General features: G+C 65.0%; 18 protein-coding genes. 17 read left to right on the forward strand and 1 reads right to left on the reverse strand.

Annotated features, from left to right (window positions below):
* Nucleotides 1-58: 58 nt before the first annotated feature.
* The 7 genes from HV765_RS00775 to HV765_RS00805 all read left to right on the forward strand — a co-directional run bounded on the left by HV765_RS00775 (nt 59) and on the right by HV765_RS00805 (nt 5,578).
* Nucleotides 59-493, forward strand: a complete 435-nt coding sequence (locus HV765_RS00775; RefSeq protein WP_054425818.1) for a type II toxin-antitoxin system RatA family toxin — start codon at nt 59-61, stop codon at nt 491-493.
* Complete coding sequence (locus tag HV765_RS00780) at nt 483-848, forward strand: RnfH family protein (protein ID WP_175168451.1); 366 nt, start codon at nt 483-485, stop codon at nt 846-848. Before HV765_RS00775 ends, HV765_RS00780 begins: the two co-directional genes overlap by 11 nt.
* Nucleotides 849-1,056: 208 nt before the next feature.
* Nucleotides 1,057-2,211, forward strand: coding sequence for an acyl-CoA dehydrogenase family protein (locus HV765_RS00785; protein WP_175168452.1), 1,155 nt, complete (start codon nt 1,057-1,059; stop codon nt 2,209-2,211).
* Nucleotides 2,208-3,383 carry an enoyl-CoA hydratase/isomerase family protein gene (locus HV765_RS00790; protein ID WP_054425812.1) on the forward strand — a complete coding sequence of 392 codons (1,176 nt, stop codon included), beginning with the start codon at nt 2,208-2,210 and terminating at the stop codon, nt 3,381-3,383. Before HV765_RS00785 ends, HV765_RS00790 begins: the two co-directional genes overlap by 4 nt.
* Nucleotides 3,384-3,479: 96 nt before the next feature.
* Nucleotides 3,480-4,370 (forward strand): 3-hydroxyisobutyrate dehydrogenase, encoded by an 891-nt coding sequence (gene mmsB / locus HV765_RS00795; RefSeq protein WP_054425810.1) that lies wholly within the window; start codon nt 3,480-3,482, stop codon nt 4,368-4,370.
* A 1-nt stretch (nt 4,371) separates the two neighbouring features.
* A complete protein-coding gene (locus HV765_RS00800) occupies nt 4,372-4,809 on the forward strand; it encodes a PaaI family thioesterase (RefSeq protein ID WP_054425807.1) in 438 nt (145 codons plus the stop codon).
* A gap of 79 nt (nt 4,810-4,888) precedes the next feature.
* Nucleotides 4,889-5,578 (forward strand): VIT1/CCC1 transporter family protein, encoded by a 690-nt coding sequence (locus HV765_RS00805; RefSeq protein ID WP_054425805.1) that lies wholly within the window; start codon nt 4,889-4,891, stop codon nt 5,576-5,578.
* Between the two features lie 116 nt (nt 5,579-5,694).
* Here HV765_RS00805 and ygfZ read toward each other — a convergent pair whose 3' ends face one another.
* Nucleotides 5,695-6,693, reverse strand: a complete 999-nt coding sequence (gene ygfZ, locus HV765_RS00810; protein WP_175168453.1) for a CAF17-like 4Fe-4S cluster assembly/insertion protein YgfZ — start codon at nt 6,691-6,693, stop codon at nt 5,695-5,697.
* Between the two features lie 153 nt (nt 6,694-6,846).
* Here ygfZ and mltG point away from each other — a divergent pair, with 153 nt between their 5' ends.
* The 10 genes from mltG to hutG all read left to right on the forward strand — a co-directional run bounded on the left by mltG (nt 6,847) and on the right by hutG (nt 15,840).
* Nucleotides 6,847-8,076, forward strand: coding sequence for an endolytic transglycosylase MltG (mltG, locus tag HV765_RS00815; RefSeq protein WP_175168454.1), 1,230 nt, complete (start codon nt 6,847-6,849; stop codon nt 8,074-8,076).
* Entirely contained in the window at nt 8,073-8,696 is a 624-nt protein-coding gene (gene tmk, locus HV765_RS00820; protein WP_054425801.1) for a dTMP kinase, read from the forward strand. The genes mltG and tmk overlap by 4 nt, the downstream gene beginning before the upstream one ends.
* An 8-nt stretch (nt 8,697-8,704) precedes the next feature.
* Nucleotides 8,705-9,757, forward strand: a complete 1,053-nt coding sequence (gene holB / locus HV765_RS00825; protein WP_054425799.1) for a DNA polymerase III subunit delta' — start codon at nt 8,705-8,707, stop codon at nt 9,755-9,757.
* 68 nt (nt 9,758-9,825) lie between these two features.
* Nucleotides 9,826-10,596 carry a TatD family hydrolase gene (locus HV765_RS00830; protein WP_175168455.1) on the forward strand — a complete coding sequence of 257 codons (771 nt, stop codon included), beginning with the start codon at nt 9,826-9,828 and terminating at the stop codon, nt 10,594-10,596.
* 38 nt (nt 10,597-10,634) lie between these two features.
* Complete coding sequence (locus HV765_RS00835) at nt 10,635-11,534, forward strand: ankyrin repeat domain-containing protein (protein ID WP_175168456.1); 900 nt, start codon at nt 10,635-10,637, stop codon at nt 11,532-11,534.
* 209 nt (nt 11,535-11,743) lie between these two features.
* A complete protein-coding gene (locus HV765_RS00840) occupies nt 11,744-12,484 on the forward strand; it encodes an IclR family transcriptional regulator (protein ID WP_054425794.1) in 741 nt (246 codons plus the stop codon).
* A gap of 218 nt (nt 12,485-12,702) precedes the next feature.
* Nucleotides 12,703-13,446 carry a transporter substrate-binding domain-containing protein gene (locus HV765_RS00845; RefSeq protein ID WP_054425792.1) on the forward strand — a complete coding sequence of 248 codons (744 nt, stop codon included), beginning with the start codon at nt 12,703-12,705 and terminating at the stop codon, nt 13,444-13,446.
* A complete protein-coding gene (locus tag HV765_RS00850; protein WP_054425790.1) occupies nt 13,443-14,111 on the forward strand; it encodes an amino acid ABC transporter permease in 669 nt (222 codons plus the stop codon). Before HV765_RS00845 ends, HV765_RS00850 begins: the two co-directional genes overlap by 4 nt.
* Nucleotides 14,108-14,896, forward strand: a complete 789-nt coding sequence (locus HV765_RS00855) for an amino acid ABC transporter ATP-binding protein (RefSeq protein WP_054425789.1) — start codon at nt 14,108-14,110, stop codon at nt 14,894-14,896. The genes HV765_RS00850 and HV765_RS00855 overlap by 4 nt, the downstream gene beginning before the upstream one ends.
* A complete protein-coding gene (hutG, locus tag HV765_RS00860) occupies nt 14,893-15,840 on the forward strand; it encodes a formimidoylglutamase (RefSeq protein WP_175168457.1) in 948 nt (315 codons plus the stop codon). The genes HV765_RS00855 and hutG overlap by 4 nt, the downstream gene beginning before the upstream one ends.
* Nucleotides 15,841-16,093: the final 253 nt, after the last annotated feature.

Below are 16,093 nucleotides of genomic sequence, written 5' to 3' on the forward strand. Positions count from 1 at the left end.
AGGCTTAGGTCGTGCAGTGCCGGTAAAATCTTGCCATTCTAGCCATTTGCGATAGTCGATGCACAAAGTACAACGATCCGTCCTGGTGCCTTACAGCGCCGCCCAGATGTTTGATCTGGTTGCCGACGTGGAAAAGTACCCCGAGTTCATGCCGTGGTGTGGCGGCGCCGAGGTGCAAACCCGCGACGAGCACGGCATGCAGGCCTCTATCCTGATCAGCTTCGCGGGGATGAAGCAGCGCTTCACCACGCGCAACACCCACGTCTATCCCGACCGGATCGACCTTGAACTGGTGGACGGGCCGTTCTCCAGCCTGGTCGGCCATTGGGAATTCCAGCCCCTGGCCGAAGACGCGTGCAAGGTGTTGTTCACAATGGAGTACGCGTTTTCGAACCGCGCACTGGAAATGGTGGTGGGCCCGGTGTTCAACCGCATCGCCACCAGCTTCATTGATTCCTTCACCAAGCGGGCGCAGTCCAAGTATGGCGAATGAGCCGACTGCCGCGCCGCAGGTCGACGCCAGCGCTAACGTCAGCGTCAGCGTCTGCTACGCCTTGCCGGGCCACGTGTGGTTGCGCGAACTGAGCCTGCCGGCGGGGGCGACGGTGGCTGACGCCTTGGCGGCCAGCGGCTTCGCGCAGGCGTTCCCGGTGGTGCAGCCCTGGGAGCGCGGCGTGGGTATCTTTGGCCGCGCCACGGAACCCCAAGCGCGGCTGGCCGATGGCGACCGCGTTGAAATCTATCGGGGCTTGAGCTTCGACCCCAAGGAATCGCGCCGCCGCCGCGCTGAGCACCGCCGCGCCAAAACCGCCAGAAACGGCAGGGTCCGGCCGGCCGGTCTGTTGTAGGCGTGGGGGCGGGCCAGCCGCCTGTCGGACCCGGATAACCGGGTACACATTGTCATCATCGCGACAAGTGGCGCCGGGCCTTCCGGCGTAACATAGGCACCGTTTCGTACTTACGTTTACGTTAACGTCATGTCAAAATCGACGGGCTGGCGTTCACGAGACGGCAGCAACGCCAGCAGACAATACTGATGACAACAGGAGACAGGCTGTGGACTTGGAACTGACTGACGAGCAGCGCGCCTTTGCGCAAGCCGCCCGCGACTACGCCGAGGGCGAGCTCGCGCCCCATGCGGCGCGCTGGGACGCCGAAGGTATCTTCCCCCGCGAGGCCTTCGCCCGCGCTGGCGAAATGGGCTTTTGCGCCATCTATGCCAGTGAAGACATCGGCGGCCTGGGGCTGCCGCGCCTGGACGCCACCCTGGTGTTCGAGGAAATGGCGGCGGTGGACCCGTCGACCACAGCCTTCCTGACGATCCACAACATGGCCACCTGGATGGTCGGAAAATGGGGTCAGCCTGCCTTGCGCGAACACTGGGGCCCCTTGCTGGCCAGCGGCCAGAAGCTGGCGTCCTACTGCCTGACCGAGCCTGGCGCCGGTTCCGACGCGGCGTCCCTGTCCACGCGGGCGCAGCGCCAAGGCGACGACTATGTGCTCAACGGCGCCAAGGCCTTCATTTCGGGCGGCGGCGACACCGATCTGCTGGTGGTCATGGCGCGCACGGGCGGTGAGGGCGCCAGCGGCATCAGCGCCTTCGCGGTGCCGGCCGATAGCGCGGGCATCAGTTACGGGCGCAAGGAAGAAAAGATGGGCTGGAACAGCCAGTCCACGCGTCCCATCACCTTTGAGAACGTGCGCGTGCCGGCCGCGAATATGCTCGGGCAAGAGGGCGAAGGCTTCAAGATCGCCATGAAAGGCCTGGACGGCGGACGCATCAACATCGGCACCTGCTCGGTTGGCGCGGCGCAGGGCGCGCTGGACGCCGCCCGCCGCTACATGGACGAACGCCGGCAATTCAACCGCCGGTTGGCCGAATTCCAGGCGTTGCAATTCAAGCTGGCGGATATGGCCACGCATTTGGTCGCAGCGCGCCAGATGGTGCGCCTGGCCGCGTGCAAGCTGGATGCAGGGTCGCCGGACGCAGCCACCTACTGCGCGATGGCCAAGCGCTTCGCCACCGATATGGGTTTTCAGATTTGTCTGGATGCGCAACAGATTCATGGCGGCTATGGATACTTGCGGGACTATCCCTTGGAGCGTCTGGTGCGCGATACTCGCGTTCATCAGATTCTGGAGGGCACCAACGAGATCATGCGAGTGATCATTGCCCGCCAATTGTTGGAAAAAGGAGCCGACATAAGATGAATGCACCGGTGTTGTTCGAAGAAAGAAGCGCGGCGAACGGCATGCGGTTCGGGATTGCGACGCTGAACGCGCCGCAGACCCTGAACGGCCTGTCGCTGGAAATGGTGGACTTGCTGGCGGCGCGGCTGGACGAGTGGGCGCGCGACCCGGGGGTTGCGCTGGTCGTGCTGCAAGGCGCGGGCGAAAAGGCGTTTTGCGCAGGCGGCGACCTGCACGGCCTGTATCGCAGCATGAGCGAGAACCAGGGCAAGAACGGTTGGAGCAATGCCTATGCGCGCCGCTTCTTCGAGCACGAGTATCGGCTGGACTACCGCATCCACACCTATCCGAAGCCCGTCCTGTGCTGGGGCCATGGCATCGTCATGGGCGGCGGTATTGGCCTGATGATGGGCGCGAGCCACCGTGTGGTCAGCGAATCGTCCCGGCTGGCCATGCCCGAAGTATCGATCGGCCTGTTTCCTGATGTGGGCGGCAGCTGGCTGCTGAACCGCATGCCGGGCCGCATCGGTTTGTTCCTGGCGCTGACCGGCGCGCAGATGAATACGGCTGACGCATTTTTTGCGGGGCTGGCGGACTTCCGGCTGAACCACGCTGATTGGCCGAAGCTGCTGGCGTCGCTGGAAGAGCAGCCCTGGGCCGGGCAGGCAGGTGGCGCGTCCGAGGAGGCGATTGCACCGCGTTCGCTCAACGATGGCTTGCTGCGCCGCGCGCTGACGGCTTTGGAGCCGCAGGCGCCGCTTGAACCTGGCCACCTGCGCCAGCATTCTTTCCTGATCAACAACCTGTGCAACGGCAACCGCCTGGATGAGATCTACGAAGAACTCGCCTTGCTGAAAGACCACGCCGACCCCTGGCTGGCGCGCGCCGCCAAGACCATGCTGGCGGGCTCGCCGGGTTCGGTGCGCCTGGCCTTCGCCTTGCAGCAGCGCACGCGCCTGCGTTCGCTGGATGACGTATTCCGCGCCGAGTACATCGCCGCGCTGGCGTGCACCGCGCATGGCGATTTCGCCGAAGGCATCCGGGCCTTGCTGGTCGACAAGGACAAGAACCCGCGCTGGAATCCCGCCGTCATCGATATGGCGACGGACGCCTGGGTGCAGAAATTCTTTGAAGAGCCGTGGCCCGAAGGCGAGCCGCATCCGCTGGCCGACCTGGGTCAGGAAGGGCGCTAGCGCGCCGGCCGGTTCGGTAGAGGCGGACCGGCCACCCCGTCATGCAGATCACGATGGTTCCATACCTACAGCAATAGCAACAGGAGACAAGACATCATGAGCAGTATTGCGTTTATCGGTTTGGGCAACATGGGCGCGCCCATGGCATTGAATCTGGTCAAGGCCGGACACAGCTTGACGGTGTTCGATCTGGTGCCAGCGGCCGTCAAGCTGTTGACTGATGCGGGGGCGCGCGCGGCGGCCTCGGCATCCGAGGCCGTCAAGGGCGCCGACGTCGTGATTTCGATGTTGCCGGCCAGCAAGCACGTCGAAGGGCTGTATCTGGGCGAAGACTTGCTGGGCAAGATTCCATCCAGCGCGCTGGTCATCGAATGCAGCACCATCGCGCCGGACTCCGCGCGCAAGGTGGCGCAGGCGGCCGACGTGCGCGGCATCGCCATGATTGACGCCCCGGTATCTGGCGGCACGGGCGGGGCGGCGGCAGGCACGCTGACGTTCATCGTGGGCGGTCAGTCCGCCGCGCTGGAACGCGCGCGTCCCGTGCTGGAAAAGATGGGCAAGAACATCTTCCACGCCGGTCCGGCGGGTGCTGGCCAGGTCGCCAAGATCTGCAACAACATGCTGTTGGGCATCTTGATGGCGGGTACGTCCGAAGCGCTGGCGCTGGGCGTGGCCAATGGGCTGGACCCGAAGGTGCTGTCCGACATCATCGCCAAGAGCTCGGGCCGCAACTGGGCCACCGAACTCTACAACCCGTGGCCGGGCGTCATGGAGCATGCGCCGGCGTCCAAGGGGTATGCGGGTGGTTTCGGCGTGGACCTGATGCTGAAGGACTTGGGGCTGGCGGCCGAAGCGGCGCTGTCGGCACGAGCGTCCATTCCGTTGGGTGAGCTGGCGCGCAATCTGTATTCGCTGCACAGCTCGGGCGGCTCGGGCAAGCTGGATTTCTCCAGCATCGTCAATTTGGTCAAGCGCGAGCAAGACTGACATGAGCGAGCATGTGTCGTCGCCTGACCCGGCCGCGCGGGTCAAGGCAAGTTTCGACCAGCAAAGCGTGATGCGCCTGCTGGGCGCCGGGCTGGAGGTGGTGGAGCGGGGCAGGGTGGACATCGTGCTGCCTTACCGGGCTGACCTCTGCCAGCAGAACGGCTTCTTGCACGCGGGCATTTCCACCACCATTGCCGACAGTGCGGGCGGTTATGCCGCCTTCACGCTGTTCAACGCGGGCGAAGATGTGCTGACGTCCGAGTTCAAGATGAACTTCCTGGCGCCGGCCAAGGGCGACCGCTTCGTGGCCAGCGGCCGCGTGGTCAAACCGGGCAAGCGCTTGTCGATCTGCCAGGTGGAAGTTCACGCCTACGAAGGCGAACAGGCCACGCTTTGCGTGATAGGCTTGCTCACCGCGGTACGCGTGACGCCGCGATGAATCCGGCGCGCGGTGCGTCCTGCCCTTGACGGGGCGGGGCGCGCCGCGCGCTTGTCGCGTGTCGCTTGGGTATCGGGCAATGCCAGCAAAAGAACACCATCGAATTTTTCGCAGCAACTGGCTGCGTGCGGCCGTTTTGGGCGCCAATGACGGCATTGTGTCCACGGCCAGCCTGATCACCGGCGTGGCGGCGGCGCAGGCCACGCATGGCGCCATCCTGACATCGGGTCTGGCCGGGCTGGTTGCCGGGGCCTTGTCGATGGCGGCGGGCGAATACGTATCCGTGCGGTCGCAGGCGGATACCGAAGCGGCGGACTTGCGGATGGAGCAGCGGTCGCTGAAGGGCAACTCCGAGGAAGAACTGGCCGAGCTGATCGATATTTATGTCGAGCGCGGGCTGACGCGCGAACTGGCGGCGCAGGTGGCGCGCCAGCTCACCCAACATGATGCGCTGGACGCCCATGCGCGCGACGAACTGGGCATATCCATCCATAACCGGGCCCGTCCTGTGCAGGCGGCGGTGGCGTCCGCCGCATCGTTTGCGGGCGGCGCGGCCTTGCCGCTGGTGGTGGCCCTGATGGCGCCCGGGCCGCAATTGATTGGGTGGGTGATTGGGGCGTCGGTGCTGTGTCTGGCCGGACTCGGGGCGTTGGCCGCAGGGGCGGGCGGCGCGCCCAAAGGGCCCGCCGCGCTGCGCGTCACGATACTGGGCGCGCTGGCGATGGCGGTGACTGCCGGCGTGGGTGCGCTGTTCGGCGTCGCGGCGTAACGCTTCGGCTTGGGTGCGTAACGCTTCTTTGTGGGGGGCTACGCGTCGTTGTCGCAGCGGAACGCTTCGTGGTGGCCACCGTCGAGCCGGTGGCCACGCACCGCGCCAACTACGGCTTACGGGGTGATGGAGTAGGGCAGCGCCGCGGTCGCGATGCGCGGGCCGTCTACGGCACCCAGCCGCAGATCGCCTTCGGGCAAGGCGGCAAGCGTCGTTTCGAACAAGACGGATGCGACCCCGCCCAGGCTTGCCGCATCCACCACGCGGCCAATCGGCTCGCCCGGCTGGGTGGCGTCGAAAACATCCACGCCCGCCAGCGTCGCGCCTTGCTCGCCGGCGTCGGCAACTGTGCCATACGCCATGCGGCGCTTGACGGTGCCACGGTAGTGGCTACGCGCCACAACTTCCTGGCCGGGGTAGCAGCCTTTGGTGAAGCTCACGCCTTGCACCAGTTCCAGATTGACCGTTTGCGGGATGAAAACGTCCTGGGTAGCCGTGGCGATCCAGGGGATGCCGGCCGCCAGATCGGCCACTTGCCATTGCGCGGCGGGGGCCAGGCCCAGCACGCCGGAAAACGCGGCCGACTGTTCCAGCTGTTCGTCGGACGCTATCCACCACCAGCGCAGGCGCGCATCGGGCGTGGGCGCGGCGATCCAGGTGCCGGACGGCAGGTCCACGCGCTGCCAGGCGGCGCGCGGCAAGGGGCCGGTTACGGCTTCCAGTGCAGCGGCATCTTCCTCCGTCACCTGCACCCCGGCTACATTCAGCAAGGTGGCGGCAAGCTTGACCTTGGCGCGCAGCACAAACATGGACAAGCGCTTGAGCAGCGCTTGCGACAAGTCTTTGCGGATCAGGCCGTAGAGCTGCGGAGCGTCATCGCCAGCGGCGGTGCCGCGCCACATGACCAGCGTGGCCAGCAGGCGGCCCTTGGCGGTGCAGTAGCCGGCCAGGCGGGCGGCGTCAGCAGGCAGGCCGGTGACGTCTTGCGTCAGTTGGCCGTGCAAAAAGGTCAGGGCGTCTGCGCCGGATGCGCTGAAGACTTGAAAATCTTCCAGCGGCGCGCATTGCGCGCAACCTTCGGCGCGGACAGGAATCGAAGAGTAGAAAGCGTGCATGTCGGCGGAGTGATCGCGTCATCAAAGTGCAGATGATAGCCGCCTTCCTGCGGGCAATGGGCCATCCCCTCGCCGGGAAAAGGGCCGCCCCGTGCACTCTGACCCCTCTTTTGCCGCGACAGGTCCGCCTGATCCATTAAACTTCCGGGACTTATGAAGAAGCGACTCCGTTTTTACGTCTTGTGGTCTTTCCTGCTCATCGTGATTGCCGCCGCGGCAGCCGTGGGCGCCGCCTGGAGCTGGATGCATCGGCCCATGCATTTACCGGCCGACAGGATCGATTTTGTAGTGGACCCGGGCAGCAGCCCGCGTACGGTCGCGCGCGCGCTGAATGCCGTGGGCGTGCCGATGTGGGAACCCGGCTTTGTCTGGATGGCCCGCCTGACCGAGCAAGACAAGCTGATGAAGGCTGGTGGCTATCAAGCCATTAACGGCGACACGCCGTGGCTGCTGCTGGAACGGCTGGCTCGTGGCGACATGACCCAGCGCCAGATCACGTTCCTGGAAGGCTGGACGTTCCGCCAGATTCGCCAGGCGCTGCGCGAGAACCCGGACGTCAAACAAACCTTGGGCGACACCAGCGATGAAGCGCTGATGGAGCGGCTGGGTTCCGACATCAAGCACCCGGAAGGCCTGTTCTTCCCGGACACCTATATCTTCACCCCCGGCAGCACCGACTTCGATCTGCTGCGCCGCTCTTACCAGGAAGGCCAGCGCATCTTGCAGGACACCTGGGCCAAGCGCCAATCGGACCTGCCGGTCGCCACGCCCTATGAAGCCTTGGTGCTGGCGTCCATCATCGAAAAGGAAACCGGCCATGGGCCGGATCGCCGCCGCGTGTCGGGCGTGTTCACCAACCGGCTGAAGATCGGCATGCTGCTGCAAACCGATCCCACCGTGATCTACGGCATGGGCGAGGCCTATCAAGGCCGCATCCGCAAGCGCGATCTGCAAACGGATACGCCGTGGAATACCTATACGCGCCCGGGTTTGCCGCCCACGCCCATCGCAGCGGCGGGCCGTGCGGCGCTGCTGGCTGCGGTGCAGCCCGAGCAACACAAGTACCTGTTTTTCGTGTCGCGGGGCAATGGCACGAGCGAGTTCGCCGAGAACCTGTCCGGGCATAACCGCAATGTGTCCCGCTACATCCTGGGCCAGGGCGCGCGTCCGAACGCGACGCCGGCTCCGGCCGGGGCCCCGGCGGCCGCGCCGGCCGCTTCCACGAACGCCGCGCCTTCCTCTGACGCCAGCGCGGGCCGCGGCACTGGCACTGGCACTGGCACTGGCACTGGCACGGGCACTGGCACTGGCACTGGCACGGGTACTGGCGCCAGCGCCGACTCCGATTCCGATTCCGACTCAGCACAAGGACAAGATCAATGACCTCACGCGGACGCTTCATTACGCTGGAGGGCGTGGACGGCGCGGGCAAGAGCACGCACACCGACTGGATCGCGGACTTCTTACGAGCGCAGGGCGTTGAGGTCGTCTCGACCCGTGAACCCGGCGGCACGCCGCTGGGTGAAAAACTGCGCGCCCTGGTGTTGACCGACACCATGGGCCTGGACACTGAAACACTGCTGATGTTCGCGGCGCGCTGCGAACACGCGCGCCAGGTGATTGAGCCGGCCTTGGCGCGTGGCGCCTGGGTGGTGTGCGACCGCTACACCGACGCAACCTACGCCTATCAGGGCGGCGGGCGCGGCTTGGGCGCCGAGCGCGTGGCCGTGCTTGAGCAATGGATGCAGGCCGGCCAGCCCGACCGCACCTGGCTCTTCGATGTGCCGCTGGACGTGGCCCGTGCGCGCCTGGCCAATGCGCGCGAACCCGACCGCTTCGAACGCGAAGGCGCAGCCTTCTTCGAGCGCACCCGCAACGCGTATCACGAACGCGTAAAGGCTGATCCCGACCGTATTCACGTCATCGATTCCACCCAGTCGATTGCGCAGATCCGCACCGAGCTTGAAGCCGGGCTGCGGGCGCTGCTGGCCGTGAAGGCGTGAGCGCGGGCATGAGCGCACCTCAATTCCTGCCCTGGCAGATGGAGACGGCGCGGGCCTGGCTGGGCAACCGCGACCGCTTCGCCCACGCGTGGCTGGTGCATGGCCTGGCCGGCATCGGCAAGCTGGATTTCGCGATCGCCGCCGCCGCTAGCCTGCTCTGTGAAACGCCCGATAACGGCTTGGCCTGCGGCCATTGCGCCGCCTGTGCCTGGTTCGCCAGCGGCAATCACCCCGACTTGCGCCGCATCCGGCCCGAGGCGGTGGCCGTGGAAGAGGGGGCGGATGCCGCCGCCGATGCCGCGGAAGACGCTGAACCCGCCACGGGCGCGGCCAAGCGGGCGCCGTCCAAGGAAATCCGCATCGATCAGATTCGGTCGCTGGAGTCCTGGTTCAACACGGCGACCCACCGGGGCGGATGGCGCGTGGCGCTGCTGTATCCGGCGCATGCGCTGAATGTGGTGTCGTCCAACGCCTTGCTCAAGGTGCTGGAAGAACCGCCGCCACACACGGTGTTTCTGCTGGTGGCCGACGCGCCAGACCGCTTGCTGCCAACGCTGGTGTCGCGCTGCCGGCGTTTGCCGCTGCCTGCGCCCGACCCTGACACCGCGTTGCAATGGTTGCGTGCCCAGAATGTTGAACCTGCCCGCGAATGGCTGGCGGCTGCGGGCGGCGCGCCTTTGGCTGCGCTGCGCTTGGCGCAAGCGGGCGACACGCCTTGCCCACCGTGGTTGCAGCAACTGATCGGCCCCTTGGCCCAAGGCCAGACGCCAGACGTCGGCACGCTGGCCGAGTCGCTGGAAAAAGTGCCGGCCACCGAATGGATCGACGCGTTGCAACGGCTGTACACCGACCTGATGCTGGCCAGCGCGGGCGCGCCCGTGCGTTACTTCCCGGCATTGGCGGCGGGCGTGGCCCAGGTCGCCACGCGCATGAATACCGCGCGCGTGGCGGAAGCCGCACGCTGGCTGACGCGGCAACGGGCGCTGGCCACCCATCCGCTGAACGCCAAGCTTTTTGCGCACGCCACCCTGCAACGCGTGGTGCTATCCTGCCAAGCGTAAGTCTCTGATCCAGCGGCGTTTTGCCCGAAAACGGGCAGGGCGCCGCGGTCTCTTTATGTAGTCAAAACATGTACGTCGATTCCCACTGTCATTTGAATTTTCCCGAGCTGGCGGCCGATTTGCCGGGCATTCTTGATCGAATGGCCGCCAACCAGGTCACCCACGCGCTGGTCGTCAGCGTGAACATGCCGGAATGGCCTGGCCTGATGTCGCTGGTCGAGCCGCAGCCCAATCTGTGGGCCTCGGTGGGGGTGCACCCCGATTACGAAGACACGCCCGACCCTGAACCCGAAGAGCTCGTCCGCCTGTCGGCCCACCCCAAGGTGGTGGCCATTGGTGAAACCGGGCTGGACTATTACCGCTTGTCCGAACCGCTGGATTGGCAGCGCGAACGCTTTCGCCGCCACATCCGTGCCGCGCGCGAGACGGGCTTGCCGCTGATCGTGCACACTCGCGCCTCGGCCGAAGACACGGTGCGCATGCTGAAGGAAGAGCAGGCGGCCGAAGTGGGAGGCGTGATGCACTGTTTCACCGAGAACTGGGAAGTCGCGCAAGCGGCGTTGGACCAGAATTTCTATATCTCGCTGTCGGGCATCGTCACGTTCAAGAATGCGCAAGTGGTGCATGAAGTGGCGTCCAAGGTGCCGCTGGACCGCTTGCTGATCGAGACGGACTCGCCGTATCTGGCACCGGTGCCGTATCGCGGCAAACTGAATGATCCGTCCAAGGTGATCCACGTGGCCGAGAAGATTGCCGATCTGCGAGGCATCACGGTGGCCGAGGTGGCGCGCGCATCAACTGATAATTTCTTCCGTCTTTTCAATAAGATAAAGAAATAAGTTCATCTAATTTATTTAAAGTCACTTCTAGGATAGCCATGACCGCCTACGCTCCGACCGCCCGTCACGTCTTGTTGTCGCGTTGCCGCGGCGCGCTGCTGGCGCTGGCCATCGGGCTGGCGGCGCCGATGGCGCACGCCGCCAATCCTGGCGATTGGTGGGTCTATGTGGCCAACGACTATCCCGACGACATCAAAGACCTGCTGGCTCACGGGTCCGATCCCAACGTGCGCTACAAGAACGGCCAGCCGGCGCTGATGCGTGCGGTGGTCGATGGCGCCTGGAAGGTGTTTGACGTGATTGCCGCCGACAAGCGCACCGACGTCAACGCCGAGAACCCGGCGGGTGAAACTCCGCTGATGTACCTGGCGATTGCCGGCCAGACCGAGCGGGCCAAGAAGCTGATTGCGCGCGGTGCGCAGGTGAATCGCCTGGGCTGGACGCCGTTGCACTATGCGGCGTCCAAGGGGCAGATGGAAATGGCGCGCATGCTGCTTTCCAAGAAAGCCATGGTCAATGCGCCGGCGCCTGGCGGTGAGACGCCCTTGATGATGGCGGCGCTGGGTGGCAATAAAGACATGGTCGATCTTCTGGTGAAGGCGGGCGCCGATGTGACGACCCGCGATCTGAAAGACCAAAGCGCGGCCGACTGGGCGCGCAATGGCAAGTCGGCAGCGCTGGCCACCGAACTGACGGCCATGGTCGCGCGCGCCGACGACGCCAAGCGCGCCCGCCGCGCCACGAATCCTGTACCGGCGGAAGCCGAGCCGGTGCCGGTGCCGGACACCGCCGCGCTGCCGCCCGCGGTGGCGCCGTCGGCGGATGCGCCGGGCGCTCCGGCGCCGGCCGCGTCAGCTCCCGCCCCAGCCACCCCCAACGTGGGCGGCGTGTCGGGCGTGCGCCTGAACAACTACGACGACAAGCCCGCCGCGCCTTAAGTCAGACGCCGTGGCAGCGGCCGAGCCCAGGCTCGGCCCCGCCCCGCTTGAAATGCCCGAAAGGGACAGATCCAAAGACCGCTATGCGGTCTTTTTTTTCGTACTCTTCCTGGGGTTTTCCCTGTTTATTCTCAACTGTCGGGAATAAAAGAAAGGATAACCACCACAAATTGATAATCTCAGCGCCTTATTGCTAGGAGTTGAGTGTGATGTCGGATTCCTCGGTGGGGGCGGGCGCAGATCGCGTTCTCTACGTGTTGGCCACGCTGGCCCGGCACGATGGCCCCCTGACGATCGCCGCGCTGGCCGAGAAAACGGGTCTGGCTCAAAGCACCCTGTATCGCCAGGTGGCGCTGCTCAAGCGCTGGGGTTTCGTGGCTGAACACGAAGGGGAGTACGGCCCTGGACCGTTGTGCGTGCAACTGGCCTGGGGCTTTGATCAATCGTCGTTTCTGATCCACGAAGCGCAGCCTGACATGGCGTCGCTGGCGGCGGCCTCGGGTGAAACCATCGGCTTGCTCGTGGCGGTGAAAGATCAGGCCGTTTGCCTGGACATGGTCGAAAGCCAGCATCCGCTGCGTTGCTCGTTCACCAAGGGGCGCGGCCTGCCGCTGGCGCGCGGCGCCTCGGCCAAATCCCTGCTGGCCTTCATGCCCTTGGCCCGTTTGCAGGCCGCGCTGGCCTATCTGGCCGACGAAGCCGGCGTAGACGCGGCACGCCTGGCCGATGAACTCGAAGCCATCCGCGAGCAAGGCTACGCCGTGACCGATAGCGAAGTCGATGCGGGCGTGTGGGGTGTCAGCGTGCCGATTTTTCAGCGGCCCAACCAGGCCGTCGCATCCATCACGTTGATGGCGCCGTCGACCCGCGCCGCCCAGCGTCCCGACGCCTTGATCGCCATGACGGTTGCCGCCGCCCGCCGTATTTCCGAACGATTGAAGGTGCATTGACGCGCCAAAAACGGAATCTCCATCGGCACCACATTTCCTTGAATTCCACGCTGTAGCGTTTTTTCACTCCCCGTTTTTCGCCGTACCGCATTCGCCACACCGTATTCGCCGCACCGCATTCACCACGCCGCATTTACCACGCCATTTCTGCCGCCTCACTTTTCGCTATTCCTCTTCCGCCGTACTCATCGCCGTACCTCTTTCCCATAGGACTGACCATGACCACTCGCCGCACACTGCTGACTGCCGCCCTGACGCTGGGCCTGGCCTGGAGCGCTGGCTCCGTGCACGCCCAGGAAACCATCCGCGCCGTCACCGACGCCACCTTCCCGCCGATGGAGTTTGTCAAAGACGGCAAGCGCACGGGTTTCGACATCGAACTGGTTGAGGCGCTGGCCGGCGCCATGGGCAAGAAAGTCGAATGGATCGACATCGACTTCAAAGGCCTGATCCCCGCGCTGCAAGCCGGCCGCGCCGACATCGCCGTGTCCGCCATTTACATCACGCCCGAGCGCAGCAAGGTCGTTGACTTCACCGACCCCTACTACGCAGGCGGCCTCGTGGTGCTGACCAAGACGGACAGCCCCATCAAGACGCTGAAGGATCTGGATGGCCGTAAGGTGTCGGTGCAGGTGGGCACCAAGTCGGTCAACTATCTGAAGGAACACTTCCCGGCCGTGCAGCGCGTGGAAGTCGAGAAGAACCAGGAAATGTTCAACCTGGTGCAGATCGGCCGCGCGGAGGCCGCCGTGACCGGCAAGCCCGCCGCCAAGCTGTTCGCGCAAAGCACGACGGGGCTGACCGTGTTGAACGATCAGATCACGACCGAGGACTACGGCATCGCCGTGCCCAAGAGCAAGCCCGAGCTGACGCGCGACCTGAACGCCGCGCTGCAAAAGCTGAAGGCCGACGGCAGCTATCAGGCCATCGTGAACAAGTGGTTTGAGGCTCCCGCGAAATGAACCTGGAATTCGCTCCCGTCTTCGCCGACTTCGACAGCCTGATGCGGGGCGCGGTGGTTACCGTTGAGGTAACCGCTGGCGCCTTGTTGCTGGGCTGTGTCATGGGCCTGCTGGTCGGCGTCGGCCGCCTCAACCCCAAGCGCTACATCATCTACAACCTGTGCAGCACGTACCTGCTGTTCTTTCGCGGCACCCCTTTGCTGGTGCAACTGTTCATCTGGTTCTTCGGCCTGCCGCAGTTCGGGGTGACACTGCCGGCGTTCGCGTGCGGCGTGTTGGGCCTAGGCATGTATTCCGGCGCGTACGTGTCGGAAATTGTGCGCGGCGCAATTCAGTCGGTTGACCGCGGCCAGACGGAAGCGGCGCGCTCGCTGGGCATGTCGTCGGGTCAGGCGATGCGCATCATCATCCTGCCGCAGGCAGTGGTGCGCATGATTCCGCCGCTGGGCAATGAGTTCATTGCGCTGATCAAGAACTCGGCGCTGGTGTCGCTCTTGACCATTCACGATCTGATGCACGAAGGGCAGAAGATCATCAGCGTGTCGTATCGCTCGCTGGAAACGTATCTGGTGGTCGCTTTGATTTATCTGGTCCTGACCACGGCCGCGATGGTGATTTTGCGCAAGGTGGAACAACACCTGCGCGCCGGGGGGATGGTGCAATGAACCAATTTGGCGCTCCGCAGGAAATGATCCGCATCCGCGGCCTGCACAAGTCTTATGGCGAACATGCCGTGCTGAAGGGCATCGATTTCGACGTGCTGCCTTCACAGGTGGTGGTCGTGATCGGGCCCAGCGGTTCCGGCAAGAGCACCTTGCTGCGCTGCTGCAATGGCTTGGAAGTGGCGCAGGCCGGCACCGTGGACATCTGCGGTCAGACCTTGCTGGACGATGGCGAACTGCTGCCCGAGGCGGCGCTGAACCAGCTGCGCATGCAGGTGGGCATGGTGTTCCAGGGCTTTAACCTGTTTCCGCACTTGTCGGTGCTGGATAACGTGACGGTGGGCCCGCGCAAGCTGCGCGGCATGGGCCGCGACGAGGCCAATGCGCTGGCCGAAGACCTGCTGAAGAAGGTGGGCCTGTCGCAAAAGACCGCCGCCATGCCCGCCAGCCTGTCTGGCGGACAGAAGCAACGCGTGGCGATTGCCCGCGCGTTGGCCATGCAGCCCAAAGTCATGTTGTTTGATGAGCCGACCTCGGCGCTGGACCCGGAGCTGGTGGGCGAAGTGCTGCAGGTGATGAAGCTGCTGGCGCGCGAAGGCATGACGATGATGGTGGTGACGCACGAAATGGGCTTTGCCCGTGACGTGGCCGATGTGGTCGCCGTGATGGATGGCGGGGTGATCCTGGAATCCGGCACGCCGGAAGTGATCTTCAGCCAGCCGCGCGAACCGCGCACTCGTGAATTCCTGCAAGCCGTGCTGAATGCGGGGCAGGGGGCAGCGGCATGAGCGCGGTGCAGTTGGACAAAACCCTGTGGAAGGCGCGCGACGACAGCGCCGAACAAGGCGACACGCGCCGTCTGGCGCACATTGTCGAAGCGGCCGCTGGCCAGGTGGAAAAGGGCGAGCCGGTGTTGCTGGGCTTTGCCTGCGACGCGGGCGTCGCCCGTAACCAAGGGCGTATCGGCGCGGCGGCAGGCCCGGCTGGCATCCGCAAGTTTATGGCGGGCTTGCCGGCGCATGGCTTGACCCGCTTGCTGGATGCGGGCGATGTCACCTGCGAAGGCGACCAGTTGGAGGCGGCGCAGGAGCAACTGGGCCTGCGCGTGGCCGATCTGCTGGCGCAGGGCGCCCGCCCGGTGGTGTTGGGCGGCGGGCACGAAATCGCCTGGGGCAGCTTCCAGGGCCTGGCCCGTTGGCTGGAATCCCGAGGCGACAACGAGCCCGTGCTGGTGCTGAACCTGGATGCGCATTTCGACCTGCGCACCGGACGCCCGGGCAGCTCGGGCACACCGTTCGACCAGATCGCCCACTACTGCGAGGAACGCGGACGGCCCTTGCAATACGCCTGCCTGGGCGTGTCGCGGCTGGCCAATACGCCGGCGTTGTACGCGCGCGCCGCCGAAGTGGGCGCCGTGTGGGTCGAAGACCGTGACATGCAGGAACGCCACCTTGAAGCCCGCCTGGCCAACGTCGACGCCTTGCTGGCGCGGGCGCGCCACGTGTACCTGACGATCGACCTGGACGTGCTGCCGGCCGGCGTCATGCCCGGCGTTTCGGCGCCTGCGCCTTACGGGGTGCCGATGGCCGTGGTTGAGGAAATCGTGCTGCGCGTGAAGGCCAGCGGCAAGTTGCGGCTGGCCGATATGGCGGAATACAGCCCGCGTTTCGACATCGACGGACATGGCGCGCGCGCGGCTGCCCGGCTGGCCTGGCAGTTGATGTCGGCGTGATGGCGATGCGGAATTCGCATCGCTTTTTGTAGCGACGCAGGCGGTGCAAGCAAAAGGGGCGGCTTCCAGGGAGGCTGCCCCTTTTTTCATCGATGCCCGCAAAGCCAATACTTGCGCGACTTGCGGCTGACCGAGGGTGGACGCGTCCGGATTGCCGGCTTAGGATAGGGGCAGCTTTAAGACCGGGCTTGTGACCCGTACGGTATCCGCAACATTAATACGTCCCCATTTAATATATTTTATATTTAAATGG

Origin of the sequence: Achromobacter kerstersii, from assembly GCF_902859595.1 — a bacterium.
Taxonomy (GTDB): Bacteria; Pseudomonadota; Gammaproteobacteria; order Burkholderiales; family Burkholderiaceae_B; genus Achromobacter; species Achromobacter kerstersii.